The organism is Paenalkalicoccus suaedae (assembly GCF_006965545.2).
GTDB classification, from domain to species: Bacteria; Bacillota; Bacilli; order Bacillales; family Salisediminibacteriaceae; genus Paenalkalicoccus; species Paenalkalicoccus suaedae.
In genome coordinates, this window is record NZ_CP041372.2 from 3398994 (window position 1) to 3425963 (window position 26970).

At 47.7% G+C, this 26970-nt stretch carries 25 protein-coding genes; 8 read left to right on the plus strand and 17 right to left on the minus strand.

The window, feature by feature from the left end:
• Positions 1–388 precede the first annotated feature (388 nt).
• Together FLK61_RS17450 and FLK61_RS17455 are read right to left on the minus strand one after the other, a co-directional pair.
• Positions 389–1747, minus strand: a complete 1359-nt coding sequence (locus FLK61_RS17450) for a copper amine oxidase (RefSeq protein WP_176010625.1) — start codon at positions 1745–1747, stop codon at positions 389–391.
• 190 nt (positions 1748–1937) lie between these two features.
• Complete coding sequence (locus FLK61_RS17455) at positions 1938–2138, minus strand: hypothetical protein (RefSeq protein WP_176010626.1); 201 nt, start codon at positions 2136–2138, stop codon at positions 1938–1940.
• Positions 2139–2229: 91 nt separating this feature from the next.
• On the opposite strand from FLK61_RS17455, the gene FLK61_RS17460 reads away from it, so the two are divergent.
• From FLK61_RS17460 to FLK61_RS17470, 3 genes are all read left to right on the plus strand, one after another.
• Entirely contained in the window at positions 2230–3987 is a 1758-nt protein-coding gene (locus FLK61_RS17460) for a LytS/YhcK type 5TM receptor domain-containing protein (protein WP_176010627.1), read from the plus strand.
• Positions 3971–4735, plus strand: coding sequence for a LytR/AlgR family response regulator transcription factor (locus tag FLK61_RS17465; RefSeq protein ID WP_176010628.1), 765 nt, complete (start codon positions 3971–3973; stop codon positions 4733–4735). The genes FLK61_RS17460 and FLK61_RS17465 overlap by 17 nt, the downstream gene beginning before the upstream one ends.
• A 1113-nt stretch (positions 4736–5848) precedes the next feature.
• Positions 5849–7303, plus strand: coding sequence for a carbon starvation CstA family protein (locus tag FLK61_RS17470; RefSeq protein ID WP_176010629.1), 1455 nt, complete (start codon positions 5849–5851; stop codon positions 7301–7303).
• Positions 7304–7476: 173 nt separating this feature from the next.
• Here FLK61_RS17470 and FLK61_RS17475 read toward each other — a convergent pair whose 3' ends face one another.
• Both FLK61_RS17475 and FLK61_RS17480 read right to left on the minus strand, forming a co-directional pair.
• On the minus strand, positions 7477–7866 hold the full coding sequence (locus FLK61_RS17475) for a type II toxin-antitoxin system death-on-curing family toxin (RefSeq protein WP_176010630.1): 390 nt from the start codon (positions 7864–7866) through the stop codon (positions 7477–7479).
• The gene (locus tag FLK61_RS17480) at positions 7866–8108 is read right to left on the minus strand and encodes an AbrB/MazE/SpoVT family DNA-binding domain-containing protein (RefSeq protein WP_176010631.1); all 243 of its coding nucleotides are present in this window, start codon (positions 8106–8108) and stop codon (positions 7866–7868) included. The genes FLK61_RS17475 and FLK61_RS17480 overlap by 1 nt, the downstream gene beginning before the upstream one ends.
• A gap of 530 nt (positions 8109–8638) precedes the next feature.
• Here FLK61_RS17480 and FLK61_RS17485 point away from each other — a divergent pair.
• The 4 genes from FLK61_RS17485 to FLK61_RS17500 all read left to right on the plus strand — a co-directional run bounded on the left by FLK61_RS17485 (position 8639) and on the right by FLK61_RS17500 (position 12215).
• Positions 8639–9028 (plus strand): DUF5367 family protein, encoded by a 390-nt coding sequence (locus tag FLK61_RS17485; protein WP_176010632.1) that lies wholly within the window; start codon positions 8639–8641, stop codon positions 9026–9028.
• A gap of 24 nt (positions 9029–9052) precedes the next feature.
• Complete coding sequence (locus tag FLK61_RS17490) at positions 9053–9727, plus strand: response regulator transcription factor (protein WP_176010633.1); 675 nt, start codon at positions 9053–9055, stop codon at positions 9725–9727.
• Positions 9724–10728 (plus strand): sensor histidine kinase, encoded by a 1005-nt coding sequence (locus FLK61_RS17495; protein WP_176010634.1) that lies wholly within the window; start codon positions 9724–9726, stop codon positions 10726–10728. The genes FLK61_RS17490 and FLK61_RS17495 overlap by 4 nt, the downstream gene beginning before the upstream one ends.
• Before the next feature lie 536 nt (positions 10729–11264).
• Entirely contained in the window at positions 11265–12215 is a 951-nt protein-coding gene (locus FLK61_RS17500) for a LolA family protein (RefSeq protein ID WP_176010635.1), read from the plus strand.
• Between the two features lie 829 nt (positions 12216–13044).
• Here the strand turns inward: FLK61_RS17500 and FLK61_RS17505 are convergent.
• The 10 genes from FLK61_RS17505 to FLK61_RS17550 form a co-directional block, all read right to left on the minus strand.
• On the minus strand, positions 13045–13770 hold the full coding sequence (locus FLK61_RS17505) for an STAS domain-containing protein (RefSeq protein ID WP_176010636.1): 726 nt from the start codon (positions 13768–13770) through the stop codon (positions 13045–13047).
• Positions 13771–13870: 100 nt separating this feature from the next.
• On the minus strand, positions 13871–14506 hold the full coding sequence (locus FLK61_RS17510; RefSeq protein ID WP_176010637.1) for a hypothetical protein: 636 nt from the start codon (positions 14504–14506) through the stop codon (positions 13871–13873).
• Between the two features lie 535 nt (positions 14507–15041).
• Positions 15042–15308, minus strand: a complete 267-nt coding sequence (locus tag FLK61_RS17515) for a hypothetical protein (RefSeq protein WP_176010638.1) — start codon at positions 15306–15308, stop codon at positions 15042–15044.
• Positions 15309–15405: 97 nt separating this feature from the next.
• Positions 15406–16599, minus strand: coding sequence for a chromate efflux transporter (chrA, locus tag FLK61_RS17520; protein WP_176010639.1), 1194 nt, complete (start codon positions 16597–16599; stop codon positions 15406–15408).
• 707 nt (positions 16600–17306) lie between these two features.
• Positions 17307–17612 (minus strand): PadR family transcriptional regulator, encoded by a 306-nt coding sequence (locus FLK61_RS17525; RefSeq protein WP_176010640.1) that lies wholly within the window; start codon positions 17610–17612, stop codon positions 17307–17309.
• 249 nt (positions 17613–17861) lie between these two features.
• Positions 17862–18713 carry an HAD family hydrolase gene (locus tag FLK61_RS17530; protein WP_176010641.1) on the minus strand — a complete coding sequence of 284 codons (852 nt, stop codon included), beginning with the start codon at positions 18711–18713 and terminating at the stop codon, positions 17862–17864.
• A gap of 659 nt (positions 18714–19372) precedes the next feature.
• Positions 19373–20638, minus strand: a complete 1266-nt coding sequence (ulaA, locus tag FLK61_RS17535) for a PTS ascorbate transporter subunit IIC (RefSeq protein WP_176010642.1) — start codon at positions 20636–20638, stop codon at positions 19373–19375.
• Positions 20639–20755: 117 nt separating this feature from the next.
• A complete protein-coding gene (locus tag FLK61_RS17540) occupies positions 20756–21028 on the minus strand; it encodes a PTS sugar transporter subunit IIB (RefSeq protein ID WP_176010643.1) in 273 nt (90 codons plus the stop codon).
• 32 nt (positions 21029–21060) lie between these two features.
• Positions 21061–21516, minus strand: coding sequence for a PTS sugar transporter subunit IIA (locus FLK61_RS17545; RefSeq protein WP_176010644.1), 456 nt, complete (start codon positions 21514–21516; stop codon positions 21061–21063).
• Positions 21513–23399 carry a BglG family transcription antiterminator gene (locus FLK61_RS17550; protein WP_176010645.1) on the minus strand — a complete coding sequence of 629 codons (1887 nt, stop codon included), beginning with the start codon at positions 23397–23399 and terminating at the stop codon, positions 21513–21515. The genes FLK61_RS17545 and FLK61_RS17550 overlap by 4 nt, the downstream gene beginning before the upstream one ends.
• Before the next feature lie 224 nt (positions 23400–23623).
• On the opposite strand from FLK61_RS17550, the gene FLK61_RS17555 reads away from it, so the two are divergent.
• Entirely contained in the window at positions 23624–24349 is a 726-nt protein-coding gene (locus FLK61_RS17555; RefSeq protein ID WP_176010646.1) for an urease accessory protein UreH domain-containing protein, read from the plus strand.
• A 171-nt stretch (positions 24350–24520) separates the two neighbouring features.
• Here the strand turns inward: FLK61_RS17555 and FLK61_RS17560 are convergent, their stop codons facing one another.
• From FLK61_RS17560 to FLK61_RS17570, 3 genes are all read right to left on the minus strand, one after another.
• Positions 24521–25462: an Abi family protein gene (locus FLK61_RS17560; protein ID WP_176010647.1), complete on the minus strand. Its 942-nt coding sequence runs from the start codon at positions 25460–25462 to the stop codon at positions 24521–24523.
• A 228-nt stretch (positions 25463–25690) separates the two neighbouring features.
• Positions 25691–26086, minus strand: a complete 396-nt coding sequence (locus FLK61_RS17565; protein ID WP_176010648.1) for a hypothetical protein — start codon at positions 26084–26086, stop codon at positions 25691–25693.
• Between the two features lie 59 nt (positions 26087–26145).
• Positions 26146–26967 (minus strand): copper amine oxidase N-terminal domain-containing protein, encoded by an 822-nt coding sequence (locus FLK61_RS17570; RefSeq protein WP_176010649.1) that lies wholly within the window; start codon positions 26965–26967, stop codon positions 26146–26148.
• Between the last annotated feature and the right edge of the window lie 3 nt (positions 26968–26970).

Below are 26970 nucleotides of genomic sequence, written 5' to 3' on the forward strand. Positions count from 1 at the left end.
GCCTTCTCAACCTGAAGTCACCTCTTCCCCAAACGAACAAAACAACTTTCCTTTCCAACTTACAAAGATGCTAGCTTCAGAGATTTAGTTGAGGTTTTGACCTTGCTCTTGACCTCCCCCAATAAAAAGAGGGTTGCCAGTCACGTTATCCACCGTAACCGTAGGTGCCCCGTAGCGATGGGGCGGACTCCTAGAGGGGAACTCGCGTAGGTGAAAATCCTGTTAGACGACCCCTGGGCGGCTGACATAGTTGAACTAGCGCCTCAGGAAAGACGCCCCAGAGCGCAGGGGCACCGGAGGTGACCGCACTTGACCTTGACTTCAACCTCCATAAAACCAAAAAAATCCACGTGCGCAAGGAGCACACGTGGCTTTTCTACTATTATACTTATTGTTCTTTACGAGTACGCGTGATCATGATTGTACCAGCTGCTGCTAGTAGTAGTCCTAGTGCGATCCAAGCGTATGGTAGTGTTTGCGAGCCACCTAAACCAGTACGAGGCATTTCTTCTGGCATTTCAGCACCAGTGAATAGCTCAGGGAACTGGTCAACGATTGCTGCTGATAGTGCTTCAGCTGGCATTGTCATGTGTGCATAAGCTTCGCGGATGTTTGTGTACGCTGTTTCGTAGTCGCCTTCCACATAAGCATCAAATGCTGTAACAAGCTGACCAACGTGCGCTGTTAAGCCTTCTTCTAATGCTTCAGCTGGGACGCGACCTTCTGTTGCTGCGTCTAGGAATGCTGCTTGCTCAACGATATACTCGTCAAGGTCTGCTAGCGCTTGCTCTTGTCCTGCTTCATCATCTCCACCAGTTGCAACTACATAATCAACAAAGTAGCCGATGTGAGAGTTCCAAATATCAAGGAATGCATCTCCAGCTTCGTCGCCGTAGACAGATGCTACTGCAGCCGTTAAGTCGTCAGAGTTCGCAAATAGTGCGCCTGCTGATGCATCAAAGCTGTCCGCTCCGTCGATTCCATCCTGCATTGCCATAGCTGCTAAGCCTGCATGCTCGGTGAAAATGTAGTTTAAGTCTGCACGGAGATCAACCGCTGGTGTGTCAGGGTTTGTCCCTTCAAACACGTCTGGGAATTGATCAGCAATTGCTACAGAAAGCTGTTCTGCGAACATGCTCATGTGGTGAATTGCTTCTCTTTCTCCTGTATAAGCCGTTTCAAAGTCACCGGCTACGTATGCATCAAACACTTCTAAAAGGTCATCGATGTGCATCATTAACCCTTCTTCAAGTGCCGGCTGTGGTAAACGGTCTTCTGTAGCAGTTGCAAAGAACGCTGCCTGTTCAACCTTGTACTCTTCTAACTCTGCTAATGCTTGGTCGATACCTTCTTGGTTACCTTCACCAGTAGCTACTACATAATCAACGAAGTACGTAATGTGAGAATTCCAGATTTCAAGGAATGCCGCTCCATTTTCCTCCCCATAGACTGAAGATACTGCCGCAGCGATATCATCGGAGTTTGCGAGTAATGCGCCAGCCGCTTGATCAAAATCTGCTGCGCCGTCAGCGCCTTTGCGCATGGCTTCGATCGCGAGGAATGCGTGCTCTGTGAGCGCCGTATCAAGTGTGATACGTAGCTCAGCTGCAGGCGTCGAAACGCTCGACTCTATCGCCCCGCCGTGGTCCCCAGAATCAGTGGAATGATCGTGCGCTAGTGCCGCTGTTGGCATAAGTAATGAAATTCCTAACAGTACTGCAATCGGACTTTTCTTAGACATTTTCATGTGTAAATCTCCCCTTTTAGGTTAATTAATTGCTTGGTCTTACCCTAGATAACGTTACGATCATGAAAGCGGATCACTTTTTTGTAGAAATAAATATTATTTTGTGAAAGTTGAGTTTTTTGGAGGGTGGTCGAGGGGCAATGTGGTGGGGGTTTTGGAGTAGGAGCTTCGATTATCCGTAAAGATAGCGTCATTTATCCGGATTCTCGCTTTCATTATCCGAAAACTGGCCTTCATTATCCGGATTCGCCCTTCCATTATCCGAAAACTGGCCTTCATTATCCGGGTTCGCCCTTTCATTATCCGAAAACTGGCCTTCATTATCCGGATTCGCCCTTCCATTATCCGAAAACGTGGCGTCATTATCCGGATTCGCCCTTCCATTATCCAAAAACCCAGTGACTCCACCACCTTGATCTTCCCACCTCCGTTCGCTATGATAAAAACACAAGTAAACGCTATCAAAAAGGAGGCGAGGCCCCATGTGGATGCTGTTGTTGACGATGATTGAGCGTGTTGGGATTATTGTAACGATTGTATTCGTGCTGACGCGACTACCGTTTTTTCGCGAGATGATGGATCGCCACGAGCTTGATCGTAGGCAACGTTTTACCGCGATCGTGTTTTTTGGATGCTTCGGCATCATCGGCACCTACACCGGGCTTAGCCTCAGTACGGAAAGCCTCGAGTTTAATCGTTGGGCTTCCGGACTAGCGTCTGATGAGGCGATTGCCAACTCGCGCGTGATTGGTGTCGTGATAGCGGGGTTACTCGGGGGCTACAAGGTAGGCCTCGGTGCAGGTCTGATTGCCGGCGTGCACCGGTTTACGCTCGGAGGTTTCACTGGATTCTCGTGTGGACTCGCGACGATTATTGCTGGACTTTTCGCTGGTTATTTCTATAAAAAGAAGAAGTTAGTGAGTGTCAAAACGGCGCTCCTTGTTGGGATGATCGCGGAGGCAATGCAGATGGCAATTATCATTGCTGTCGCGCGCCCGCTTGAGAGCGCGATTGCTCTCGTGCAGATGATCGGCGTGCCGATGATTATCGCCAACGGGCTCGGTTGCGCGCTCGTTCTCCTCATTATAAAGAGCGTCGCCAACGAGCAGGATCGTGTCGGAGCCCTTCAGGCACAGAAAACGTTGCGGATTGCTGATCAGACGTTGCCGTACTTACGCAATGGGCTTGACCGTGTGTCGGCGGCAGCCGTCGCACAGATCATTCACCGTGAGATTAATGCGAGTGCCGTCTCGTTGACAAACCGTACCGAAATATTAGCGCACAGTGGACTCGGTGCCGATCATCATTTACCTGGGAGTGACATTCAGACGCAGTCGACGAAAAACGTGATCGCAAAAGGCGAATTAGCCCTCATAGAGAAAGAGTCGATCTCCTGCAGAGAAGCGAGCTGCCCACTAGAAGCCGTGATTATTGCGCCTCTCACGCAGCGAGGGGGCACGATTGGCACACTTAAATTCTATTTTCGCACGGAAAAAGATATAACGGGTGTGATCACGGAGCTGATTCGCGGGCTCAGTCTGATGATGAGCACGCAGCTGGAGATTGCAGATGCAGATAAGGCGCGCAAGCTTGCGCAGGAGGCGGAGATTAAGGCATTGCAGACGCAAATTAGTCCGCATTTTATGTTTAATACGTTGAATACGATTAGTTCGTTGATTCGGATCAAGCCGGCGCTCGCACGGAAGACGTTGATTTCGTTGTCACACTATTTGCGTCAAAATATGTCTGCGGCGACTGCGCGGACGACGACGCTTGAGCAGGAGCTTCGGCACGTGCAGGCATACTTGTCCATAGAAGAGACGCGGTTTGACGGTCGGCTGGAGGTGCTCTACGAGATTGATCCGGCGGCTAACCTGACGCTTCTGCCTCCCCTCTCCCTTCAGCCACTTGTAGAAAATGCGATTAAGCATGGATTTAAAGAGCGTGATGCGAACTGTGTGATCCGCGTGATGGTGTGGCGCGTTGGGCAGGAGGTCTCGATTCACGTTGCGGATAATGGAACGGGTATGGATTCCGAACGCCTCGCACAAATTGGCTCGCGTTTAGTAGAGTCGGATTCGGGAGCTGGTCTTGCTTTATATAACGTGAATCGTCGGTTGACGATGATGTTTGGGGAGACAGCTTCGTTGCAGATTAAAAGTGAGAAAGGCCAGGGCACGGAGATTGCATTTACAGTGCCTGCCGAGGAAGGAGAGCTTGCGCATGAGCACGTCTATTAAAGCACTCGTTGTTGACGATGAGCGCTATAGTCGCGAGGAACTACAACATTTATTAAAGGTACATCCCGTGATTGAGGTGATTGGTGAGGCGGACACTGGTGAATCTGCGCTCATGCAGGCGCTTCAGCTAACGCCAGACGTCGTGTTTTTAGACGTGGAGATGCCGCGTATGAATGGCCTAGATGCCGCTCGTTCGTTGCGTGAGCTTAAAAAGGTGCCACACATCGTCTTTACGACGGCGTATCCGGACTTTGCCGTCGAGGCGTTTCGTCACAACGCGCTTGACTATATCTTGAAGCCGTACGAAGAGGATGCGATTGCTGAGACGGTGCGTCGGATTACGGTGGCTTTTGGTGTGCAGGAGGCTTCGCCTGAGAGTGAGCTGATTGGAGCCCGCGCCTCTGTTACTCCCGGCGCGCCCGGTCGTCTCTCGATCGAGTCCGACGGCGAGATCATTTTCCTCGATCCCCGAGAGATTCTTTACCTCTTCCGGGATGAAAAAAGGACGAAGCTTGTCACCACAAGCGGCGACTATGAAGCAAAGGCTCCGTTAAAGGAGTTTGAGGAGCGGTTAGCTTCCTTTCATTTCTTCCGTATTCATAAAGGTTATTTGGTGAATCTGGATTTCGTATCACGGCTGTCGCCTTGGTTTAATGGGGCGTACCAGCTGGAGCTTGTTGGTCGGGAGGAGCAGTTGGCGGTGAGTCGGAATTATGTGAAGGGCCTTAGGGCTGCGCTGTCGCTTTAGTTTATCAAGTGCTAACTAGTTTTAAGAGCAGCCCTTCGGGCTTTATTGCTAAAGTGCCAACTAGTTTAAATCAGCTCTTCGAGCTAATAATTTTATAAGAGGAGTCAGCTCTGCGAACGCCCTACGACATTAGCAGGGTCAGTGCCTGAGCCTACTCGTCAGGCAGGAGTCGACGACCGTCTCCTCCTAATCGCCCTTCTGCGTGGTCTCATTCCCTGCCTATTCCTGCTAATTGTCTCCGAGCATTCTCCGAGTCTGCCTCCTCTAGAGCTTCTTTAAAGGGAAGACTGAAACACTTAAATCAAACTTACCTACAATAATAGATTACTAGGCGCAAGTTCATTGCCTAGCTTTTTGCTATTGAAATCGTGTTGATACCTGGTTTATGGTTCATTCATGTTGATTACGGTTCATAAATTCTATATTACTAAAGAGACACTTATCAAAAACCTGAAAAACTTGTTAAGAAAAACTTTCTTTCCCAAAAAAGGATGCTCTTTTAAATCAATCGTAGAGCTGTCAGCCCTCCAGACACTCTCGGCATAGGGTCCGTAAGCTTGCGTTTGATTTAAAGAGTGCATTAGAAAAGAGTCTTCCTTTTATTTGGAACGGCTTTTTTTCGTGTGATTTGTGGGTTAAGATAAGTGGCTCTCTAGCAAATCGATGTTTATGTACCGTATAAGAGCTTTAAGTACCATGCTGAACGTTTATGTACTGTATAGAAGCTTTATGTACCGTAAGCAGAATTTGCTCATTGTAAATGAGCGTAAAAGCTTTTCCTAAGCTAGGCAACGCCTTTGCGCCTTGTAATTTTTTTATTAAAAATTACAACTGTTACCCTCCGGTCCTCCGGAGCGAAGGCTGGCGTCTCCTAGAGGAGCACTTCCGCGCACCGAAAATCCTTTCAGACGGCCACTGGACGACTGAAATAGTTGAGGCAGCACCTCAGGAAAGTGCCAGCCGGGAGCGCAGGAGGACCGGAGGTCTTGCACCTCAACCTGCAAAAATGGCATGTCAGCCTCCATATTAGGCGTGTTGGCCCGATTTTCTCACAAAAAGAGCCTGAGCCGTCATAATGAATGTAAACGCATACATTATGAGGAGGTCAGGCACATGATTACGTTTATGGTTGGGGTTGCCTTGCTAATTGTTGGGTATTTTACGTACGGGAAGTTTGTGGAGCGCGTGTTTGGTGTGAAGGATGCGCGTCCGACGCCTGCTTATGTGAATCAGGATGGGGTCGACTATGTTCCGATGAATACGAGGAAGAACTCGTTGATTCAGCTACTGAATATTGCGGGGACGGGGCCTGTATTTGGTCCGATTCTCGGTGCGCTTTATGGTCCGGTGGCGTTTATTTGGATCGTTGTTGGGTGTATTTTTGCCGGTGCTGTGCACGATTATCTCACTGGGATGATTTCGATTCGTAATAAGGGTGCTCACCTGCCCGCTTTAGCGAGTAAGTTTTTAGGTGGGGCGATGAAGCACGTGGTTAACGCGTTTGCGATTCTTCTGTTGCTTCTTGTTGGTACGGTTTTTGTATCGACGCCTGCAAGTCTGATTCACCTGCTTATTGATGGTCGTGTCGCAATTGGATTTATTTTAGCTGCTATTTTTATCTACTATATTTTTGCGACGCTCATGCCTGTTGATAAGATTATCGGTCGTTTTTATCCGTACTTCGGTGCGATTCTCCTGCTGAGCTCAGCGGGTGTTGGGGCGATGCTTCTCTTTACTGGGGCGCCGATTCCAGAGCTTACGCTATCTAATTTACATCCTGATAATGCACCTGTTTTACCGCTTCTCTTCTTTACCATTACATGCGGGGCTTTGTCTGGATTCCATGCGACGCAAACACCTATTATCTCTCGCACAACAAAAGCGGAGCCGCAGGGTCGCAAGATTTTCTATGGCATGATGATTGCAGAGGGTATTATTGCGATGATCTGGGCCGCAGCGGCGATGAGCCTGTTTAACGGGCCGGTCGGACTCAATGAGATCCTTGCTGCCGGTGGACCGGGCGCAGTTGTAACCGAGGTATCGACGCTCTTACTTGGCTCAGTGGCTGGTACGCTTGCCGTGATCGGGGTTATCGTGCTGCCGATTACTTCCGGCGACACGGCGTTCCGAAGCGCTCGAATGATCATTGCCGAGTACTTCTCAATTGCACAGAAAAAAGTGTCGAGCCGTCTATGGATCGCGCTACCGCTGTTTGCAATCTCTGTTGTGTTTACGCAAATCGACTTTAACCTATTGTGGAGATACTTCAGCTGGGCGAACCAGGCGACCGCTGTGATCGCACTCTTCGTTGGGGCAATGTATCTGTACATTGCGAGGAAAAACTATTTTATCGCGCTGATACCAGGAGCCTTCATGCTCGTCATGGTTATCACCTACATTTTAAATGCACAAATTGGATTTGGTTTATCGTGGCCAGTTGCGTGGACAGGCGGAATCATTGGAGCAACAGTGCTCGTTGTGATGTTCTTCCGTCAAGGTAATAAACAACGAGAGCGTAATCTACCGCTCGAGGTCGACGTGTCCGATTACGAGGAGAAGGCGTCGTAGGGGGCGGTTAACCGGAAATGGGGCTTCGATTATCCGAATTCGCAGCTCCATTATCCAGAAACTCTACCGCTCTTCCAGCACGGCACTTGATTCACATGCTCTTCTTTCTCAAATTGCCATAGCGCCACTTTATGAAAAACAAAAAGCCAGGTGTGCTCTGCACACTTGGCTTTTTATTTGGTGGAACAGTGTGATTCGATATTTTGTGCAATCTCATGAAAGGTGAATTTGTGATTGACGATGTCGACGATAAAGTCCTCGGCCTGTTGCTGATCCATGTCAAAGGTGAGACCGTTATAGGATAAAAATTGAAGCATTGCTACGAGTGCTGTGCGTTTATTAGCATTCTCGAAGACATGATTTTTAGACAATGAATCGACGAGTGCCGCTGCTTTACTAAAGATCGTCGGATAGGCTGGCTCCCCAAAAGCAGACTGCTTCATCCGATTCAACGCCGAGTCTAGAAGCTCTGGATACCTGACACCTACCGGCTCGCCCGGGCTATAGCGCTCAATAACGAGCATATTTATTGCAATGACTTCTTCTTCGGTGAGAAACCTCATTAGCGCTCTACCAAACCTTTAATTGCTTGATCATATTTTGTCATATTCGCATCTAACGTATCAAAAAAATCGGGGCTGATCCCTTTAGGTAGCTCCACTTTTTGACTTTTGCGGATTAGAAGTGCACCATCCTGCTCCTCCATCACCACAGTATCCCCTTGTCTTACTCCCAAACGCTCTAGCAAGTCCGCTGGAAACGTAACACCTAAACTGTTGCCAATTTTCGTTACTTTTCGCTCCATGTTGAAATCCTCCTTTTTATTTATGATATGTGTTTTATTATATAATTGTTATAACAATTATATTTAATTATCACGTAAATGGCAAGTTAGTAAAAGGATATGTGAATACTTTAAGATACGATTACTTACATAGTCTTTATCGACTAAATACAAGCCTCGAACCAAGTTCGATACTTTTTTTGCATTGTCATCACCTCGTCTAAGCCCTTACAAACCGGCAGTTAAGCAACCCGCGCTTCCTAGGTTAACCGAAAGCGCCGCTCAATTAGCTGGAAACGTGCTGCAATTAATCGGAAACTCACCTAGATTAACCCGTAACTCACCCCGATTAACCGAAAACTCTCTTCAATTAACCCGTAACCCTCCCCGATTAACCAGAAACCCCACCCAATTAACCAAAACCCACCATCCACAAACCCACCCACAGCCTCCTCATATCCACCTCCCAATGCGTCACACTGGCGTCACATTCACCTGCTATTCTTCATCTGTGTCCTACCTACACACCACATTCGAAAGGAATGATCTACATGTCCAACACTTTTACGAAGCAACAAACAACTGGTCTCGTCATACTCGGAGTCGTATTCTGGTTCACAGCAGCACTGATGGTGCAGTTTACAGGAGATTTCTTCTTCAACGGCGAAGCTATAAGAATCACCATGGCCTTTCTTCTTGCCATACCTGTGCTCCTATTTTTTCTCGCCATTACAATCGCCGCCTTGCGCATTGAACGCAATCAAACCTTTGAGGCCGTAAGCATCATGACCATGGTCGCGCTATTATTAGATGGACTTGCAATGGCATTCTTCCGCGAGCTCTATCACAGCTCCTATCAAGTCTCCCACTATGGCGCAAGCTGGATCATGTGGGGTGCCGGCATGGGATTACTAATCGCCTACATTCGCTCAAAAACATAAGCACACAAAGGAGGACGAGCCCGCATGATCACCATCCTACTCGTCGAGGACGACAAGTCTTTACGCCGACTCATACACGTCTTTTTGAAGAAACAAGGGTACACCGTCCTTGAAGCCACAAACGGACTAGAAGCCCTCGCCCTTTTGGAGGACAACCACGTGGATCTCCTTCTATGCGACATCATGATGCCTGAGATGGATGGCATCAGCTTGATGGAAGCTTGGCAGGATGCAAAGATGACAACCCCTGTGCTTGTCGTTACCGCCAAAGAAGATATGGAGACGATGGAGCGAAGCTTTCGGGCTGGAGGCGACGATTACATCGTGAAGCCGATCAAGCTACAGGAACTGGCGCTCCGAATTCAGGCGTTACTAAGACGAGCCCGCATTACAGCCGAAAAACGGATTACGATTGGAACCGTGATCGTCGACTACGAATCGCTATCAATTGAAGCAGGTTCCAACACGATTTTCCTCCCAAAGAAAGAATTTTATCTACTGTATAAGCTGCTTAGCTATCCGCGGCGGGTCTTCTCGCGCGTGGAGCTGTTGGAGGAGATTTGGGGATTGGATGCGGATGTCGATAGTCGGACGGTGGATAGTCATGTGAAGAAGATTCGGCGGCGCACGGAGGAGATCGCGGAGTTTGAGATTGTGACGGTGCGCGGGCTTGGCTACAAGGCGGAGCTGTGCGTATGAAGCGATTTTTATTCTCGATCCAAGTAAAGCTGACGCTCGCGGTCGTGACGATCCTGTTTGTTGTGGCGATCTTGTCTGTCGTGCTCGTGATTCCATTTGTGGAAACTGTGCTCTCGCCCGTTGGTATAGGGCTCGTGCTCTTGTTGTCGATTGTGTTGGACGCGATCTTTATCACCTTCGCGGCGCGATTTATCACGCGTCCGCTCGAAGAGATTCGGCACATGGCCGGTGAAGTGACTGCTGGGCGCTTAGAGGCGCGGACGACGTATACAAGTCGCGATGAAATCGGTGCGCTCGCCGCTGACATGAACCGCATGGCCGAGTCGTTGGAAAGCGTGGACCGCCTGCGACAAGAGTTTGTCACCAACGTCTCCCACGAATTCAAAACGCCGTTAAGCTCGATTCAAGGCTATGCCGAACTGCTCCAGCAGGAGGACTTTAGCCGCGACGAGCAGCGCGAATTCGCCGGCGTCATCGAGAGCGAAGCCGCGCGCCTGCACCAGCTCGCATCGCGCCTCCTCCAGCTCTCCCGAATCGAAACCGAAAGCACGCACGAACAAGCCACCACCTTCGATCTAGCCGAGCAAATCCGCCAAGTCCTGCTCACCTTCGAGCCCTTTTGCCGTCAAAATCCCGTGGAGCTCGATATTGAGCTTGAGCCCGTTACCATCACGAGCCAACAGCGTTTACTCGTTCACGTATGGCAAAACCTTGTCGACAATGCGTTCGTGGCTTCGCCTAGTGGCAGCGTGATTACTGTGCGCCTGTGGCACGATGAGAGAGATGGACGGGCAGTCGTGCGAGTGCACAACGTGGGACACATCCCACTTGAGGCACAGGAGCGCATCTTTGAGCGCTTCTACCAAGTAGACACCTCACGCACGCGTGATGGCGCCGGCCTCGGCCTCGCCATCGTGCGGGAGATACTCATGCAGGTCGGTGGAGAAATTAAGGTAAGTAGCTCCGTTGAGGCAGGCGTGACGTTTGAGGTGAGGGTGTGATTGATTGAGAGTGCGGGTCGATTATCCGGAAGTGAGGTATCATTATCCACTTTTGTGCTTCGATTATCCTTAAAGGGAGCTTCATTATCCGGTTTCGTGCTTCGATTATCCGGAAACGGGACTTCATTATCCGGTTTCGTGCTTCGATTATCCGAAAACGGAGCTTCATTATCCGGTTTCGTGCTTCGATTATCCGGAAACGGAGCTTCATTATCCGGATTCGTTCTTCGATTATCCGGAAACGGAGCTTCATTATCCGAAAACAAGGCTACATTATCCAGAAACTCTACTCCTCTCCGCTCTCCCAGCACGGCACTTGATTCACCTGCACTTGCACTTCAGAATAGAAGCACCTGACCAAACACTTTTGGTCGGTGCTTCTTTTTATTTAGACGAACCCCGCCCCGACTTATATAGCCGGACTAAAGGTGTCCGACTATTCCGGATTTTCCCTTCCATGTAAATCGCACGTTTAACGTTGTTTCAAAAAGTGAATGGAAAAGATATGTTATATAACTGGAAGGAGACTTACATGTATGAAAAAACATCTTATCCTGTCGCTCGGTGCTGTGCTGACGCTTGCTGCTTGCGGGAATAACGAGACGAACGGAGATCCTATAAATAATGAGAATGCCGGTCATACGCCTGCTGGTCAAAACGAATCTGGCGCTAACAACTCGCCCGCCAACGATGAAAGCGATATCAACGAGAATAATAACGAAGACATTATGAATGAAAATGAGAATGAGGAATCCAGCGCCTCTACTCCCTCTGGCTTGATTGACGAGAACCGCGATCATGATCCTCAGGAGATTGTCGAAAATGCGATTGCACTCTTTGATGATTTAGAGAGCCTCCATTTTACGCTGGAGAGTGAAATTAATCAGCAAATGGACATGGAAGGCATGCCCGAAGGTGAAATTAATATGTACATTACTGAAACACATTGGGAATTCATTCAAGACGGAGAGTATTATAACCGTTTAGAAGTGGAAGCATTGTCAGAAGGCACGGAAGACGGCGAAGAGTTTACGGAAGAAGAGCCAATGAATTACTCATTTACGTACCTGGATGATCCAACTTATCAAATTACGTATGATGAAGGTGACACCGAGGCCATTCGTTTTGAACAACCTATTGAACAAGAAGAGTCAGTCGACTTTTCACAATGGGCATTCCAGCTCGAGGATATCTTAATGAACGCCGAGCTTACGTATGAAGGCACGGAGGAAATTAACGGCTACGATACGTATCACGTACGTGCGGAAATGGACGGCGAAGTGTCCGAGCACTGGTTTGACCAAGACACGTATTATGAAGTCCAAACTGTAACTAGCAGTGAAGCTGGCGAAGAATCGCCAGGAGATCAGACGACGATTAGTACCGTGACTGACTATGAGCTTGATCCTGATTTTGATGAGAGCTTGTTTGAAGCACCGGAAGATGTGGAAGTTGTGGACGGTTCGTTTGAAGATACGATTGGATAATAAGAGAACCTTAGACTTTGAATATTGAAGGTTAAGTGCAGACCTTCGGTCCTCCTGCGCTCCCGGCTGGCGCTTTCCTGAGGTGCTACCTCAACCAACTATTTCTTGCGGCCAAACCAATGGCCGCAAGAAAGGATTTTCGGTGCGCGGAAGTGCTCCTCTAGGAGACACCAGCCTTCGCTTCGGAGGACCGAAGGGTAACAGTTCTTTCATTCTACTAACAGCTTTTTTTATTTACTTACTAGGCGAAAGGTCGTTGCCTAGTTTTTTAGAGATGAAAAAGTTCGATTATGTGCATCGTGTTTATTTATTTTGCAGACGGTTCATAAACCTCGTATACGGTTCATAAAATCCAATTGCCCAACTGCAGTGCTATAAAACCCAGAACCTTTATACCCGAACGCTTCTCTTCACCTGCACGCAGAGCTGGCAGACCCGGAGGACATTCGAAGACAATCCATGGGAGTAGGAGGTTTTTGAGATCCCACAGGAGGCGCAAATTAATAGAGCATCGACCGCTAGCCTGAAAACAGCGGCAAAATCACCCTCTGTTCTCTAAGTGCAAGGCTAGCTCAGACTGCAAAGAGCGCATTCTGCGATGCTAGTTCAGACCGCAAAGTACGCGGTCCTTGCCGACGAGGAAGCTCAAAAGCCGACCCCATGGATGTCGTAGAGTGTCCGTAGGGCTGACAGCTCGGAGAGCTGTGTGAAACTAGTTGGCACTTGATCAACATAGCTCGGAGAGCTGTGTAAAATTAGTTGGCACTTGATCAAACTATACCTGACACCAAAAAAGCAGATGCCTTCGCCAAGAAGGACACCTGCTTTTTTACCTGGTTTGCAACAGATCTTTAATTGCAGTCTTTAAACTTGAGTAAATATTGTCTGATGAAATGACGTGATTTTTAGACTGCACCGTAATCGCAAGCCCTGGACGAATGCCGGTTACGATGGTGCGAAAACCGAGTAAGTTAAACACTCGGTAAAGCTCGTTGAACGCTACTGCTCCATCCTCTGTAATCGACGGTACACCCGAGAAATCGATGACAACGTTCTCCACACCTTCAAACTCCACAATCTTTGTGACAACCGCTGATTGAATGTAGGATGCTTTTTCGCGAGTGAATACGCCAACGATCGGAATGGCGACGGCGTGATCCAAAAGCGGTACCAGTGGTACAGAGTACTCGAGTATGTCCAAGTCCTGCCTGCGAATGCGCTCCTGGAGCTCTCTTTTTTCGGTCTGATCCATCGCCACCCCAACGACAATATCTTCGTCCGGGACGTGGTACAATTGCGCCTCGTAATCCCGACCTGCAAAGTCAACCGTGTAGTGAGAGCTTCCTTCATCAAATGCTTGCCTATGACCGATCATATTAGGGCCCGAATGATCTTCTTTGTGAAAATCGGATATAGACTTTCCAATAATTTCGTGGCGCTGTAAGTTCGATTCTTTCATCTTTATACCGTCACACTCTATGTACACCATATCGGAATTTACAACCCAAATAAATGCTGGAACAAACTGTGTCCAAACCGCATGTCTAATGCTCATTAAGGAAACTCCTTTCTAGTAGGAAATCTGTTTTTCTATATGCGCGAGAGCGCTTTATGTAATCCGTGTACCCTTCCCTACCAAATCTATCCTTAAACCTCTATTTTTTCACAAAAAATGCACGAAGTAGCGTACGCCATATTGGATCCTTTTTCTCGTGATAGCTAACCTTCTCTAAAAACGGAAAGTCTTCAGGAGTTACTGCAAGCTTTGCATACGGCTTCACTGGTTGCTCACTGACCCACTCACTTTTGATGCCTCCCTGCTTAAATGTGGTTTTGGGCAATAGGTAGACGGTTCCGTCTGTCCATTCGTCCGTTGTGCGGTTTTCCACAGAGAAGTAGTAGTAGCGGGCTTGATCGGTTTTGATGCAAATGTTGCGGATGCTGCCGTGGTAGTCGCGACGATTTTGGGTGGCGAAAAACAGTGGCCACGTGCCATCGTTTGCGGCGAAGACGGCTTTGATCGGTTGGCCGGTGAAGAGGGTGCTGTCTCTCGGCTCGAACTGGCGGATGTCCTGATTGTTGGAGCCGTGCAGGACGGTGTCGGTGCGCTCGGCGACGTACTGGAGGAAGCGGTGTTTGGGGTACAGCGCGTCGTAGGCGATCGGCTCGACTGTGCCTTCGGCGGTTTGGCTGAGTAGGCGTTTGTAGGCGGTGATTTCGTCGTCTGTGTATGTAACGCGCGGCTGCCTGAGGAGGCGGCTTGTGCGGAGGATGTAGGATTTTAGTTGCATGGGATCATTGCTCCTTTTTGAGAAAATATGGGTGTAGGTTTAGTATAGCGTAGTTTAAATGATTAAGTTTATCTAATTAAGTTCAAGGTCAAGTGTGGAACCTCCGGTTCCCCTTTTTCTATTCTGGAGGTCAAGTTCTTGGTCAAGTGCGGAACCTCCGGTTCCCCTGCGCTCTGGGAGTGTCTTTCCTGAGGCGCTAGTTCAACTATGTCAGCTGCCCACGGGTCGTCTGACAGGATTTTCACCTACGCGAGTTCCCCTCTAGGAGTCCACTCCCGTCGCTTCGGGTCACCTTCGGGAACGGTAAATTTGAAGTTCATTGTTTTTTCCATTTGGTTCATAGATTCCGTATACGGTTCATTCTTTCTCCATACGGTTCATAAATTCCGTATGCGGTTCATTCTTTATAGATCCTTTTACAGGTATTGAATTAATTGAATCAACTGCCGTGCTGTTACGGGCTTGTTCCGCGTTGGTTTTGGCATCTTGAAGTTTTTTCTCCCTTATACAGCACAAAACCCCTGGCCTACTTATACTATGCCGGGGGTTTTGCCTTTGTTTTTAACATCGTATCTTCTACGAGTCCCCATACGAGTAGGGCTACGCCTGCGATGAACGTTACGATGGAGAGGTAGTGTGGATATGGGATGTACTCTTGCATGGATCCTGTCAGTATCCATGCAAGTGTCTCTGTGCTACTGATTCCTTGTCCATTTGCAATGATCGCGCCGATTAAATAGTTGCCGATGAATAGGATGCTTGCCGTGAGTAGCAGGATCGAGCCTGCGATTACTTTAGCCATGTGCATATCTCCCCTTTTAGGTAGGGATTTCCTATTTGAGAAAATATAAACGTATACGTGAAAAGCAGGCTGGTCATACAACCAGCCTGCTTTTCTATTAAATCAACGTCATGAGGAAGCCGCCTACTGCTCCAGTTAGAACGATCACCCACGGTGGGAGTTTCCAATAGACGAGCATGAAGAATAGGACTGCGGCGAAAGCGAAGTCGAGCGCTGTTAGGATCGAGCTTGTCCAAATTGGTTGGTACAAAGCGGCGATTAAGATACCAACGACGGCCGCGTTGACGCCCATGAGTGCGCCTTTTACTTTCGCGTTTTTACGAAGCGTGTTCCAAAATGGTAGTGTACCTAAAATTAATAAGAATGCCGGTAAAAAGATAGCTACTGTAGCTAGTAAGCCGACCTGCCAGCCGCCGATAACGGCGCCAATGTAGGCGGCGAACGTGAATAATGGACCTGGAACAGCTTGAGCTGCGCCGTAACCGGCTAGGAATTCTGCTTCTGTGAGCCAGCCTGTTGGAACGAATTCGCGTTCCAATAGTGGTAACACGACGTGGCCGCCACCGAATACAAGAGAGCCGGCGCGGTAAAAGCTGTCAAACAAGGCAACCCAATCGTGAGCTGTTACTTCACGTAGGATTGGGAGCGCGATTAATAGTCCGAAAAAGAGTGCTAAACATACACCTGCAAAACGGTGTGAAATCGGGAATTTAAAGTCCTCTCCTGCGTCGTCGATCGATTGGTTGCGATACAGGAGGAATCCGACTAAGCCTGCAATCAGGATGACACCTACTTGCGTGAACGCGGTCGACCAAAGTAAAACGGCGACGATGGCGAAGAGGGCTATCGTCTTTCTTCTCAAATCAGGGGTGAGATTTTTGGCCATGCCCAATATGGCGTGTGCGACGACGACGACTGCGACGATTTTGAGGCCGTCGATGATGCCTGTGTCGGCGATTCCATACCCGAGCAGGACGGTTGCAAATAGGATGAGCGCGATGACGGATGGCAGGGTGAATCCGAGGAAGGAGACGATACCGCCTAGGATTCCGGCGCGTATGACGCCTATTCCAATTCCGACCTGCGAGCTTGCTGGGCCGGCGAGAAACTGACATAACGCTACTAGGTCTGCGTAGGTTTTTTCGTCGAGCCACTTGCGTCGTCGGACGTACTCTTCGTGGAAGTAGCCGAGGTGTGCGACTGGTCCTCCGAACGAGGTGAAGCCGAGTCTTGTTGAGACGAGGAGGATTTCAATTAGTCGCTTTACGATATTTGAGTTAGAGTTTGGCATTGGGTTCACCTTTCTTTTGGGTTTTTGTCTTAAAGTCAAGGTCAAGTGACTAAGTTCAAGGTCGGACCCCCGGTCCTCCTACGCTCCCGGCTGGTGCTTTCCTGAGGGGCTTGCTCAACTATTTCTGTCGGCCAAACCAATGGCCGTCAGAAAGGATTTTCGCTGCGCGAAAGTGCCCCTCTAGGAGACACCAGCCTTCGCTTCGGAGGACCGGAGGGTAACGGTTTTTTCAACTTGAACTCTTTGTTTTATAGGTTACTAGGCGTTGGTGCGTTGCCTAGCTTTTACTTCAGTAATAGTGTAGCTATTGGGTACAATGTTCATAGATTTTGTGTGCGGTTCATAAAGTTTTTGTACGGTTCATTCTTTTGTTATATGGTTCATAAACTCTCTATACGGATCATTAATTTCGCATACGGTTCATAAAACCTAATTGCCCAACTGCCGTGCTATTAAAAACCAAAAGCTTTATTGTGTAACGCTCCTCTTTCACCTGCTCGTAGAGCTGGCAGACCCGGAGGACATTCGGAGACAATCCATAGGGGAAAGAGGTTTTTGAGATCCCACAGGAGGCGATTAGGAGGAGACGACAGTCGACTCCTGCCGACGAGGAAGCTCAAAGACCGGCCCCATGGATGTCGTAGAGTGTCCGCAGGGCTGACAGCTCGGAGAGCTGATGAAACTAGTTGGCACTTTGGCAACTAATCTTAATTAATCTCTTTAAATAGTTCGTATGCTTTTGTTCTGGCTTCTTTTAATATATTTTCCCCCTTAGGAGTAGTCGTGTAGTATTTGCGGGTGCGGCCGGCGACTTTTTGCTCCTCTTTGGCGAGGAGGCCGTCGTGCTCCATGCTGTGCAGGATCGGATAAAGGGTGCCGGCGCTCATCCGATAGCCGTGCTCACGGAGTTCGTCGAGCATCCACTGGCCGAAGATGGGATGTTCGCTTGCGTGATGCAGGATGTGAATATGTATAAAGCCTAGGAATAGCTTGCGCAGGACGCGATCTTCCATAGTAAATGGCTCCTTTTGGTACGACATGATGGTGCTGGATGCTTGGTGTTGCATTAGTAATATCGGATTTCGATACTATTAGGGTAGCAGGCGGGTTGAATGGATTCAAGAGTGGTAGAGGATTTTAACATAACCTTTACAAAGTGATGATGTGAGGGCTCTTTTTATTTGCGTACGCAATCTCTCCCCTCCTGCCCAAAATCAGAAGAAAGGCAGTTGCCTGAGCATCTGCCTTTCTTCTGGTCTTCTTTATATATGCTGCTTCAGAAAATGGGCGAGGCCGTTTTCGTCGTTGGTAAACTCTGTGACTCGTCCGATTTGCTTTTTGACGTCGTCGTTGCCGTTCTTCATGACGGCGGCGACGTTTGCGAGCTGGAGGAGTGGCAGATCGTTGCCGGCGTCTCCTACTGCGAGTAAGCCGTCCACGCTGTGACCGAAGTGTCGCAATAGCTCTTTCACGCCCGTTGCTTTGTTGATGCCATGCGCCATGACTTCGACGTTGTGGGAGGAGGACGATGAGGTGGAGAAGTCTTCCGTCTCTTTTAATTCCTCTAACCAGCTAATAAATGCGCGCATGTCCTGCTGCTCTTTGGCGAAAAAATACGCCTTTACATTGCCACTTTGTGGCAGTTCGTCGAGCCAAGCGATTTTAGTTTCAACCGCTTCTCTACGTGACTTTGCCTCGTGATTTTCGACACTCGTAGTCTCGAGATCTTGGACTTGGCTCTCGATCAGCTCGCGGTCGGATGCTAAGGCAAACCGCTGGCCCTCGGCCGGATGGATCTCGTAGTACACGCCATGCTCGCGCGCGCCATCGATCAGTTTGCTGATGAGCTCCGGCTGAATCGTGTGATGCGTCGGCTCACCCATCGCGCCGTCCTCGGCCACGGCGATGAGTGCCCCATTCGCCCCAACCATTGCGTCAGGACGAAACGAGGGTGGAAGGACATCGCGCACCTCGCGAAGCGTGCGTCCCGTTGCGAGGATCACAAGGCCCTCTCGCTGCTGGAAGTTTTGTAGAATTGCCACGGTATCCTCCGACACCTCGTGGTTGGAATCGAGTAGCGTCCCGTCCATATCTAATGCGACTGCTGTAATCATTGGTACCTCTCCTTTAAAAGCTTGGTTGCTGCTTATTTTAGCTTACTATAATCACGATGCGATCTCGAGTGAAGGAGCTTTGGGACAGAAAATAACGAGTACGCCTCACAGTGGAAGTGGCGTACTCGTTACAGAATGACGCTCGTTTTGAGCTATCGGCAAAGCGTGTCACTTCTCTGGAATTCTGCGAGATTGCGTGTCGTATCTCGCGGATTGCGCGTCACTTCTAGCAGATCTCCACAGATTGCACGTCACTTCTCAAAAATTGCGTGTCACTTCTCCCATCGGAGCTGTTCCTCGCGGAAACGGCTGGCATTTTGGCAACTTGATCTTGCTTCCTTTAGGTTAGTGTGTTTAGCTTCTCTTAGTTTTTAGCAAAGTGTGTTCACGTTCTCGAATAATGTGTTCAACTTCTCTCGCATTTCCGTCAAGTGCGTTCACGTTCGCATGTAATGCGTTCAACTTCCATTTATGGAGCCTCTCGATTGCCCAAGTGCCAGCCGACAAGCCCCCAAGTAAGGTGAATCTCGACTATTAAAGCATGCCATACTCTATGAACGGATAACCGAGTTGCATTTTGTGATAACTGCACCCTCTGAACGGATAACCTAGCCTTATTTTCGGATAACCTCCACCTTCGAACGGATTACCTCTCGTCATTAACTAAACAAATTCGCTAAAAGTCCGATTAGGATTCCGATGACACCAAAGTCGGAGTCGCCGAACGTCGTATTCTCAAAGCCTAGTCCACCTAATACAGGCAGTAATAGGGCTGGAATGAAGCTGATAATGACACCGTTCGTAAATCCGCCAACGGCTGCACCAACTTTTCCTCCCATCGCATTACCAAACACGCCAGCTCCCGCTCCCGTGAAGAAGTGAGGCACAAGCCCTGGGATAATGAGTGCGAGTGAGAAGATGCCAAGGAAGAACATGCTGATCACACCGCCGATAAAGCTACAGAGGAAACCGATGATAACCGCTGTTGGAGCATAAGGGAAAATAATCGGTACATCAAGCGCAGGCTTAGCACCTGGCACAAGCTTTTCCGCGATCCCGCGGAAGGCTGGAACGATCTCCGCTAAGATCATGCGAACACCAGCCATGATGATGCTAAAACCTGCAGCAAACGTGATCCCTTGCATCAGACCAAACATGATATAGTTTTGATCGCCAGCGTAAGGCGCAACGACGTCTGGACCTGCAACAAGAACAAGAATTAAGAACATCACAACCATCGTTAATGCTGTTGCGATCAAGGAGTCGCGCAAGAAGGACCACTGCTCAGGAATCTTAATGTCCTCCGCTGACTTCTTTTCGTCACCAACATACTTACTTACAAGCCCTGCTGATACGTAGCCAATTGTGCCAAAGTGACCGAGCGCGATCTCATCGCCACCAGTTACTTTGCGCATGAATGGTTGCGCAATCGCAGGCATGATGACCATCACGGCTCCTAAAATAACAGATCCAGTCACAACGAGTGTTACTCCAGTCATGCCAGATGAGCCTAATACGGCGGATAAAAGTGCTGCCATAAAGAAGGCATGATGCCCTGTTAAAAAGATGTATTTAAATGGCGTAAAGCGAGCAAATAAAATATTCGCAATAAAACCAAATCCCATAATGAGCGCTGTCTCGGTCCCGAGCGTCTGTTGCGCGAGCGCGACGATTGCCTCATTGTTTGGAATAACCCCTTGAATGCTAAACCGATCCTGAATAATACCGCCTAATGAATCGAGAGAGCCAATAATAACGGTGGCTCCGGCCCCTAAGATAACAAAGCCAATGATACTTTTTGCTGTGCCAGAAAATACTTTAGCAAACTTCGCACGTTGTAACACGAGCCCTGTTAAAACAATTAGACCTACTAACACTTCTGGCAAGCTTAGTATCTCATTCATTAGGAATTCGAAAAAACCCATTGCTGTCATACCCCCTCAGGTAGATGTGTTATTCGTTTGGTTCCGTACGCAGATTGTGTGGTGAATGTGGTTTTTGCACCCTGCGTAAGCTTTCCTCTCCCTGCGTAAGCCCCACACTTACTTCGACGCTAAATAGTCGTCGATTGCCTTGCCTACTTCGTCTTCACTTGCCATATTTAACACGGCACGTACTTCTGCTTGTCCGCCTTCGAGCTGAGAGGCAAATTCGTTATTTGTTAAAATTAAGTCACACGCGATGCTTCCTGCTGTACCAATATCCGTTGCATCTGTCTCCGCATCGATACCCTTCTTTTGAATGACCTTGTCCACCGTCATCTTCAGCATTAAACTTGATCCAAAACCCATTCCACATACACATAAAATTTTCATCCTAATTTCCTCCTCGTTTTTTATCTGAATTTTTATTGAAAGCTCGCCACAATGCGAGATACTTCCTCTTGTGATGATGCCTTTGTTAAGTTTTGCAATGTCTTTTCATCCGAGAGCCAACCAGAAATCTTTTGGAGCATCGACAAATGTGACTCCGAGTCGACTGCCGCAAGACAAATAAATAAGTTCGCTTCCTCCCCCGCTCCATTCGTTTTTGCCGGAAAAATCACAGGGTCTTTGAATACCGTTAACGAAAATCCTGCTTCATTCACCCCATTCTCTGGTCGTGCATGTGGCAGTGCCACCTTTGGTGCAATTAAAATATAAGGACCTAGCTCCTTAATGTTTGTAATCATGGCATCCACGTAGCTGTCTTTAATAACGCCTTCTTGTAAAAGCGGAGCTGCGCTTATTTTAATCGCTTCTTGCCATGACATGGCAGAGTCTCTCCACTGGATTCGTTCTTCTTGTAAGACATACTTACTCATCCGTTCTTCCCTCCTGATTGATAGTGTGCAACGTGAAGTAGCTCTTGCACGCGTTCTTCATTCATCATGAGCTGATATAAATACTGTAGTTGCGGTACGTGCGCCGTTTTATCCGGCGTCGCCATAAACAACACAGCTGTCGAATTGATTTTGTCTCCCTTTTGATAAGGAGTCTCTAAATGTACTAAGCTAAATCCTGCTTTCTCTACATGATCAGAATGCGTATGCATAAATAGTAGTCCTGGAATCAACTCGTACAAATATTCCTTCTCATACACGGTTTCTTGCAGGTCGCCTAAGAACTCCTTCGTCACAAACCCTTCTCGCTCCAACAGTGCGACCCCGGTTTGCATGATCGTCTCTAAATCCGTGCTCCCCGTTACCGCCACGCGCTCGTTTGGAATGAGTGCCGCGACTGATAAGGAGGCCTCTGTTTGATCAAGCGCAATGCTCTTTTTTGGCGTCTGTTGCATGAACTGATCAATTTTTTTGAGCTCTTCCTTCGACAGCACTGGCTTGACGATGACGTATGGATAGGAGCAATCGTGCAACGTGATCGTCGAGATGATAAAGTCCGGCCTGTCCCATCCTTCCATCTCCTTTAAATCCGAGACCCCGAGCGTTTCCTTGACCTCTATTTGAGGAAAATGCTTCATAAGTGTCACCTTGAGCAGTCTACTTGCTGCAATTCCGTTTGGACAAACCACCCAGATTTGATGTCGTTCGTTCTCATACGAGGACTTCTCGTAGATTGCCGCAAAGCCAATGATTAATGGAATCAGACTATCTAGTCGGACACGCTTATCCACGATGATCTCTTCCGTCATCACTTCCCACACGTGAGCAACAATAAAGGGGTACTGTTCCTCCACTTTTTTCTTTAAAGGATGTAGGTAGCTGATCGTATAGTCGGTGGCCGCCTTGCAGGCAAGCCAGTCGCCGTATATATTTTTACGTTGCTTGCGAGTAAGTCCTGTAAGCCCAAGCCGTGTACTAATTTTTTCGCAAAAAAGCTCGAAGGGTTGGTCGTCAGGTAGCTTTTGCTCCTGGATAAACCCTGATAAACTGCCGCGCGCCGAGAGGTAGGTGTAAGCAAAGGCAACCTCCTCCGCACGCACGTCTAGTGAGGCGAGCTCGCTCAGCTCCTCCCACACCTCGCAAAACCACGGTGGCGGAATCTGGAGCTCCCGCTCTGGCTCGATCCAATTATCCGTGCGACTGCGCTGCACATGTAGAATCCACACACGAAAGTAGGAAACGTGATTAACGGCATGAGCCGCTTTTTGCTCAAGAATCTCGTAGGATGTATCAATGTCCTTCATCGTTAAGTCCGCCCAATTGAGGTTAATGACCGGATTCACCGTGTCCCACATGTCACCAAGCTGCTCCATGACGCTCAGTAGCGCAAGGCGCTTATCAAATTCTGAACCCGTTAGTATAAAGCCTTTGCGACCTCGCTCAAGCTCAAGGTGAAAGGCATTGCACCACTTCTCTACTTGCTCCATCTGTTGCAACACAGTCCCTTTACTAACATCAAGCTCTTCTGCGATTGTTTTAAGGCTCTGCCAATCATGTTGAATCAGGAGCTCATGGATGGTGATTAACACTCTCTCCTCAAATCCAACCGAACGCCCTAAAAAGGTAATCGCCTCTAACGCTTCTCGTACATCCTCCGGTTGAGGATCCTTCGCTAACTCCCACATGCCTTTCCCCTGCACATGCTCGAGGTGTATATCATAATCGCGAAGCCAGTCAGCCACTTTTGCCAAGTCATACCGTAATGTCCTTTCCCCGACTTGAAACAATTGTTCAAGCTCCTTTAGCTTCATGTGACTGTTACCGCTTACAACCATTTGTATAAGCTGTCTCCTTCGTTCGTTCACGCTGCTCACCTCCTCGTTACAAACAGTATAGCCTGCATGCAACATAAATTGAATACGCTTACATTCTGACTTCATTCAATAATCGTTGAAGGAAATTAAATGGGGCTGTATGTGATTACCCCACACTTGCCTCACACTCATATACGTATGGTACAGTGAATATATCTAACAATGCGCGGACTGACCGCATTTTCTATCCCAAAATAGCTTGAGGAGGTACGCCCATGTTTGACTACGTCGAGCGCATTAGCGCCATCTTGCGCGAGCCGTTCATGAACGCCGCACTCGCGTTCGAGTCCACGCCGATCGTGTTCGCGTTCGTGCTTGGCATCGTCGGCGCGCTCGCCCCGTGCCAGTTCTCCGGCAACCTCAGCGCCATCACGCTGTATGGATCGCGGAGCCTGCGCGAAGGCATCTCGTGGCCCGAGACCTTTTTTTATACGCTTGGTAAAATCGTGGCGTTCACCGGTTTAGGGGCGCTTGTCTGGCTAATCGGCCAAGAATTTCAACGAGAATTAACGCCCTATTTCCCATGGCTAAGACGAATTGTCGGGCCAACTCTGATCATCATGGGCCTCTATATGATTGGGGCATTTAGACTGACGCAGACAGTATCGTTGTGGAGGCAGCGGACGGAGAGGATCAAGGGGAAGGGCGGCGCATTTATGCTTGGCTTTAGTTTTTCGCTAGCATTTTGTCCAACGATGTTTATCCTGTTCTTTGGTCTGCTCATGCCGCTCACGTTCACGAGCTCCGTAGGCGGGGCATTACCAGCAGTCTTCGCCGTTGGCACGGCGCTACCGTTTTTATTTATAATAGGCTCGATCTGGTTTTTAGGCGCAGGCAGCGCGCTCGTAAAGAAGGGTCGTCGCGTTGGAAGGTACGTGCAATATGTGGCTGGTGCGGTGTTAATCGTGATCGGGGTCTTGGATATCGTGACGTTTTGGTAGGTGGGTTGCTGTTACGTCTTACTTATATATTAAACCGTTTTTATTCATAAAGAAAAGCACCTGTCTAAAAGTTATTAGACAGGTGCTTTAACGATAAACTTAGGTGAAGTAAGACCCCACCCTTACAAACCGGGCGAACCGATTTTTTCCTTAGATAGAATTATACATATCTTATCTAATATAGTCAATTATCTTCTTGAAGTACTTATATACTGCAATTAATGAGTCTTGATTATCATATGCTCCCTCTAGCTTTTTCGTGCGTTCTAAAAGTTCTTGGAGATCTTTGTAACGAGCATTTTTAATGCCTGCACTATCAATGTAAGTATAGTGAATGTAAATTAGTGCCGTTAAATCATGAATTTTTCTGTTAGTGAGCCTTTTAATTCTAGCACTTTTAGATAAGCCCTCTAATTTTTTAGCAAAGTTAGTAATTGGTTTGATTATAAGCGTGGGTTCAATTTGTTTCATTTGAGTAATATCCATTAAAATAGGGCTGTTATGTGCCGCAGTATTTCGGATATTCTTTGCATACCGAAGGACCTCTTGAATCTCCTTATAAGCACGAGGCTCCTTTTTACGTTTGTAATAATATTCAACAAATTTCACAAGTGCTCCAAAAGTCATCACTTCAAACAAAACCCAAATTGGTGCATCGTTATGGTGCTTATTATATAACCCATAATTATAGTGGCTTTTTTTATTGAGTGCTTTCATATAATCATTTAGGGAACTATTATCCTTTTTTAAATAGTCCTTTACAATACTATACCCATCCTCTGATGGATCATTCGTAATATCTGCAAGTATTTTTGTTTTAATTTTATGTTCAATATCTAAACACATTTGTAATACTAAATAACGTAATCTCATATCGATAGTTGCTAAATCCTGCAATAATTTAAAGTCCAAATTAACGTATTTATCATGTTTATTTTTTTCGAAATTTTTGCGATATGCCGTGATTTTGTAAAAGTAATTGGAGGTTTCTAAAATCTCTTTTGCATCTTCTTTAGAAATCAGATTAAACTTTACATTTTTATATTCAAGATGTTGAATCATCTCATCAAAACTAAGTTTCCTTTTTGGTACTTTTTCAGTGCCATTAGTCAATGTGATCCCCCTCATTCATTCTCTTAATAAACACCTTACCGACTAAAAATTCATATGTAAAGAGAATGAAGACATATTAAGAGGACTTTCTAGCCATACTGAGAAGGAAGTATGTACAAACTCCGCCTATACAATACTAAGACCTCTCTAATTGCCCAACTGCCAGCCGACAACTTCCCTCGTGATGACTATATGTATGAAGAAATTCTATCCTACTCTAGATTTGATTTATCTGGCTCCGTTTCCGGATAATGCCCCTCCGTTTTCGGATAATCGCTCCTCCTTTCCAGATAATGTTCCCCCACTTTCGAATAATCGCACTCTCTTTTCGGATAATGTTCCTCCACTTTCGGATAATCGCACCCTCTTTCCGGATAATGTCTCTCCACTTTCGGATAATCGCACTTCCTTTCCGGATAATGTTCCCGCATTTTCGGATAATCGCACTCTCTTTTCGGATAATGTTCCTCCGTTTTCGGGTAATCGCACTTCCTTTTCGGATAATGTTCCTCCATTTTCGGATAATCGCACTCTCTTTCCGGTTAATGTTCCTCGGCTTTCGGATAATCGCAACTCCTTTCCGGTTAATGTTCCTCCGTTTCCGGATAATCGCACCCACCCCATCAAAAAAAACGCCCCACCCCCATCAGGAGGAAGAGCGTTCTCATCATCATTACTTATGATTAGTTTGCTGGGTACAGCATTGCTGCGCGGTCTTCTGTAACCATATACACTTCTGTCATGTAGTCGTCTACGAAGAAGAAGCTTGAGCCATTAACAGCGCGGCCCTTTGTTAAACTAAGTGGCGTTTTAAATCTCAAGCTTTCCATCGTGTTATAACCAGTCTCTTCGAATCCGATATCAAAATCGAAGTCATCATAATAATCACTGTATCCTAAAAACTCAAGCTCATTTAATCGGAATGTATCAGCTGGAATGATTTGCATCACATACTGCTCAATGTCGCTATCACCGGAATAAAGCTTCGGCTCTCTTACCGTAACCTGCATGCCGTCATTGAAGTTTGTCACGTGCAGACCATTTCTTACATATTGATTCACCACTTCCACGTTTCCTCGGCGAGTAATATTAGCGGTCTTAGTCGCCTGCGTCCAGTGCACGCTTGCGCCTAGGGATTCACCGATGAAGCGAAGTGGTACAACTGTGCGATTGCTCTTCGTCACTGTCGGCGGTGCATCAAGTCTAACCGTCGTACCATTTATCGTCGCCGTAGACTTGCCTACGTGCAACACAATCTCATTCGGCCCCTTGCGACCGGTAATCTTCTTTGTCTTTGCATCATACGAAACTGTCGCGCCAAGTGACTCAAAAATACCACGCATTGGCACCAGTGTTCTGTTCTTAATAATCTGAGGCGGCTGATCATAGCGCTGAACCTGGTTATCAATCCTCACTGTCGCAGCCTCGGCCGCCGTGATATGTAACCCAAAACTCAGCATGAACAACGTGAACATAGAAGCGAACAGAATAAAACGTTTTAACATAAT

Coding starts and splice junctions, on each gene's coding strand:
- FLK61_RS17450 (WP_176010625.1), bottom strand. CDS start 1,747: ATGAAAATGTCTAAGAAAAGTCCGATTGCAGTACTGTTAGGAATTTCA.
- FLK61_RS17460 (WP_176010627.1), top strand. CDS start 2,230: ATGTGGATGCTGTTGTTGACGATGATTGAGCGTGTTGGGATTATTGTA.
- FLK61_RS17465 (WP_176010628.1), top strand. CDS start 3,971: ATGAGCACGTCTATTAAAGCACTCGTTGTTGACGATGAGCGCTATAGT.
- FLK61_RS17470 (WP_176010629.1), top strand. CDS start 5,849: ATGATTACGTTTATGGTTGGGGTTGCCTTGCTAATTGTTGGGTATTTT.
- FLK61_RS17475 (WP_176010630.1), bottom strand. CDS start 7,866: ATGAGGTTTCTCACCGAAGAAGAAGTCATTGCAATAAATATGCTCGTT.
- FLK61_RS17480 (WP_176010631.1), bottom strand. CDS start 8,108: ATGGAGCGAAAAGTAACGAAAATTGGCAACAGTTTAGGTGTTACGTTT.
- FLK61_RS17485 (WP_176010632.1), top strand. CDS start 8,639: ATGTCCAACACTTTTACGAAGCAACAAACAACTGGTCTCGTCATACTC.
- FLK61_RS17490 (WP_176010633.1), top strand. CDS start 9,053: ATGATCACCATCCTACTCGTCGAGGACGACAAGTCTTTACGCCGACTC.
- FLK61_RS17495 (WP_176010634.1), top strand. CDS start 9,724: ATGAAGCGATTTTTATTCTCGATCCAAGTAAAGCTGACGCTCGCGGTC.
- FLK61_RS17500 (WP_176010635.1), top strand. CDS start 11,265: ATGAAAAAACATCTTATCCTGTCGCTCGGTGCTGTGCTGACGCTTGCT.
- FLK61_RS17505 (WP_176010636.1), bottom strand. CDS start 13,770: ATGAGCATTAGACATGCGGTTTGGACACAGTTTGTTCCAGCATTTATT.
- FLK61_RS17510 (WP_176010637.1), bottom strand. CDS start 14,506: ATGCAACTAAAATCCTACATCCTCCGCACAAGCCGCCTCCTCAGGCAG.
- FLK61_RS17515 (WP_176010638.1), bottom strand. CDS start 15,308: ATGGCTAAAGTAATCGCAGGCTCGATCCTGCTACTCACGGCAAGCATC.
- chrA (WP_176010639.1), bottom strand. CDS start 16,599: ATGCCAAACTCTAACTCAAATATCGTAAAGCGACTAATTGAAATCCTC.
- FLK61_RS17525 (WP_176010640.1), bottom strand. CDS start 17,612: ATGGAAGATCGCGTCCTGCGCAAGCTATTCCTAGGCTTTATACATATT.
- FLK61_RS17530 (WP_176010641.1), bottom strand. CDS start 18,713: ATGATTACAGCAGTCGCATTAGATATGGACGGGACGCTACTCGATTCC.
- ulaA (WP_176010642.1), bottom strand. CDS start 20,638: ATGGGTTTTTTCGAATTCCTAATGAATGAGATACTAAGCTTGCCAGAA.
- FLK61_RS17540 (WP_176010643.1), bottom strand. CDS start 21,028: ATGAAAATTTTATGTGTATGTGGAATGGGTTTTGGATCAAGTTTAATG.
- FLK61_RS17545 (WP_176010644.1), bottom strand. CDS start 21,516: ATGAGTAAGTATGTCTTACAAGAAGAACGAATCCAGTGGAGAGACTCT.
- FLK61_RS17555 (WP_176010646.1), top strand. CDS start 23,624: ATGTTTGACTACGTCGAGCGCATTAGCGCCATCTTGCGCGAGCCGTTC.
- FLK61_RS17565 (WP_176010648.1), bottom strand. CDS start 26,086: ATGGGGTGGGTGCGATTATCCGGAAACGGAGGAACATTAACCGGAAAG.
- FLK61_RS17570 (WP_176010649.1), bottom strand. CDS start 26,967: ATGTTAAAACGTTTTATTCTGTTCGCTTCTATGTTCACGTTGTTCATG.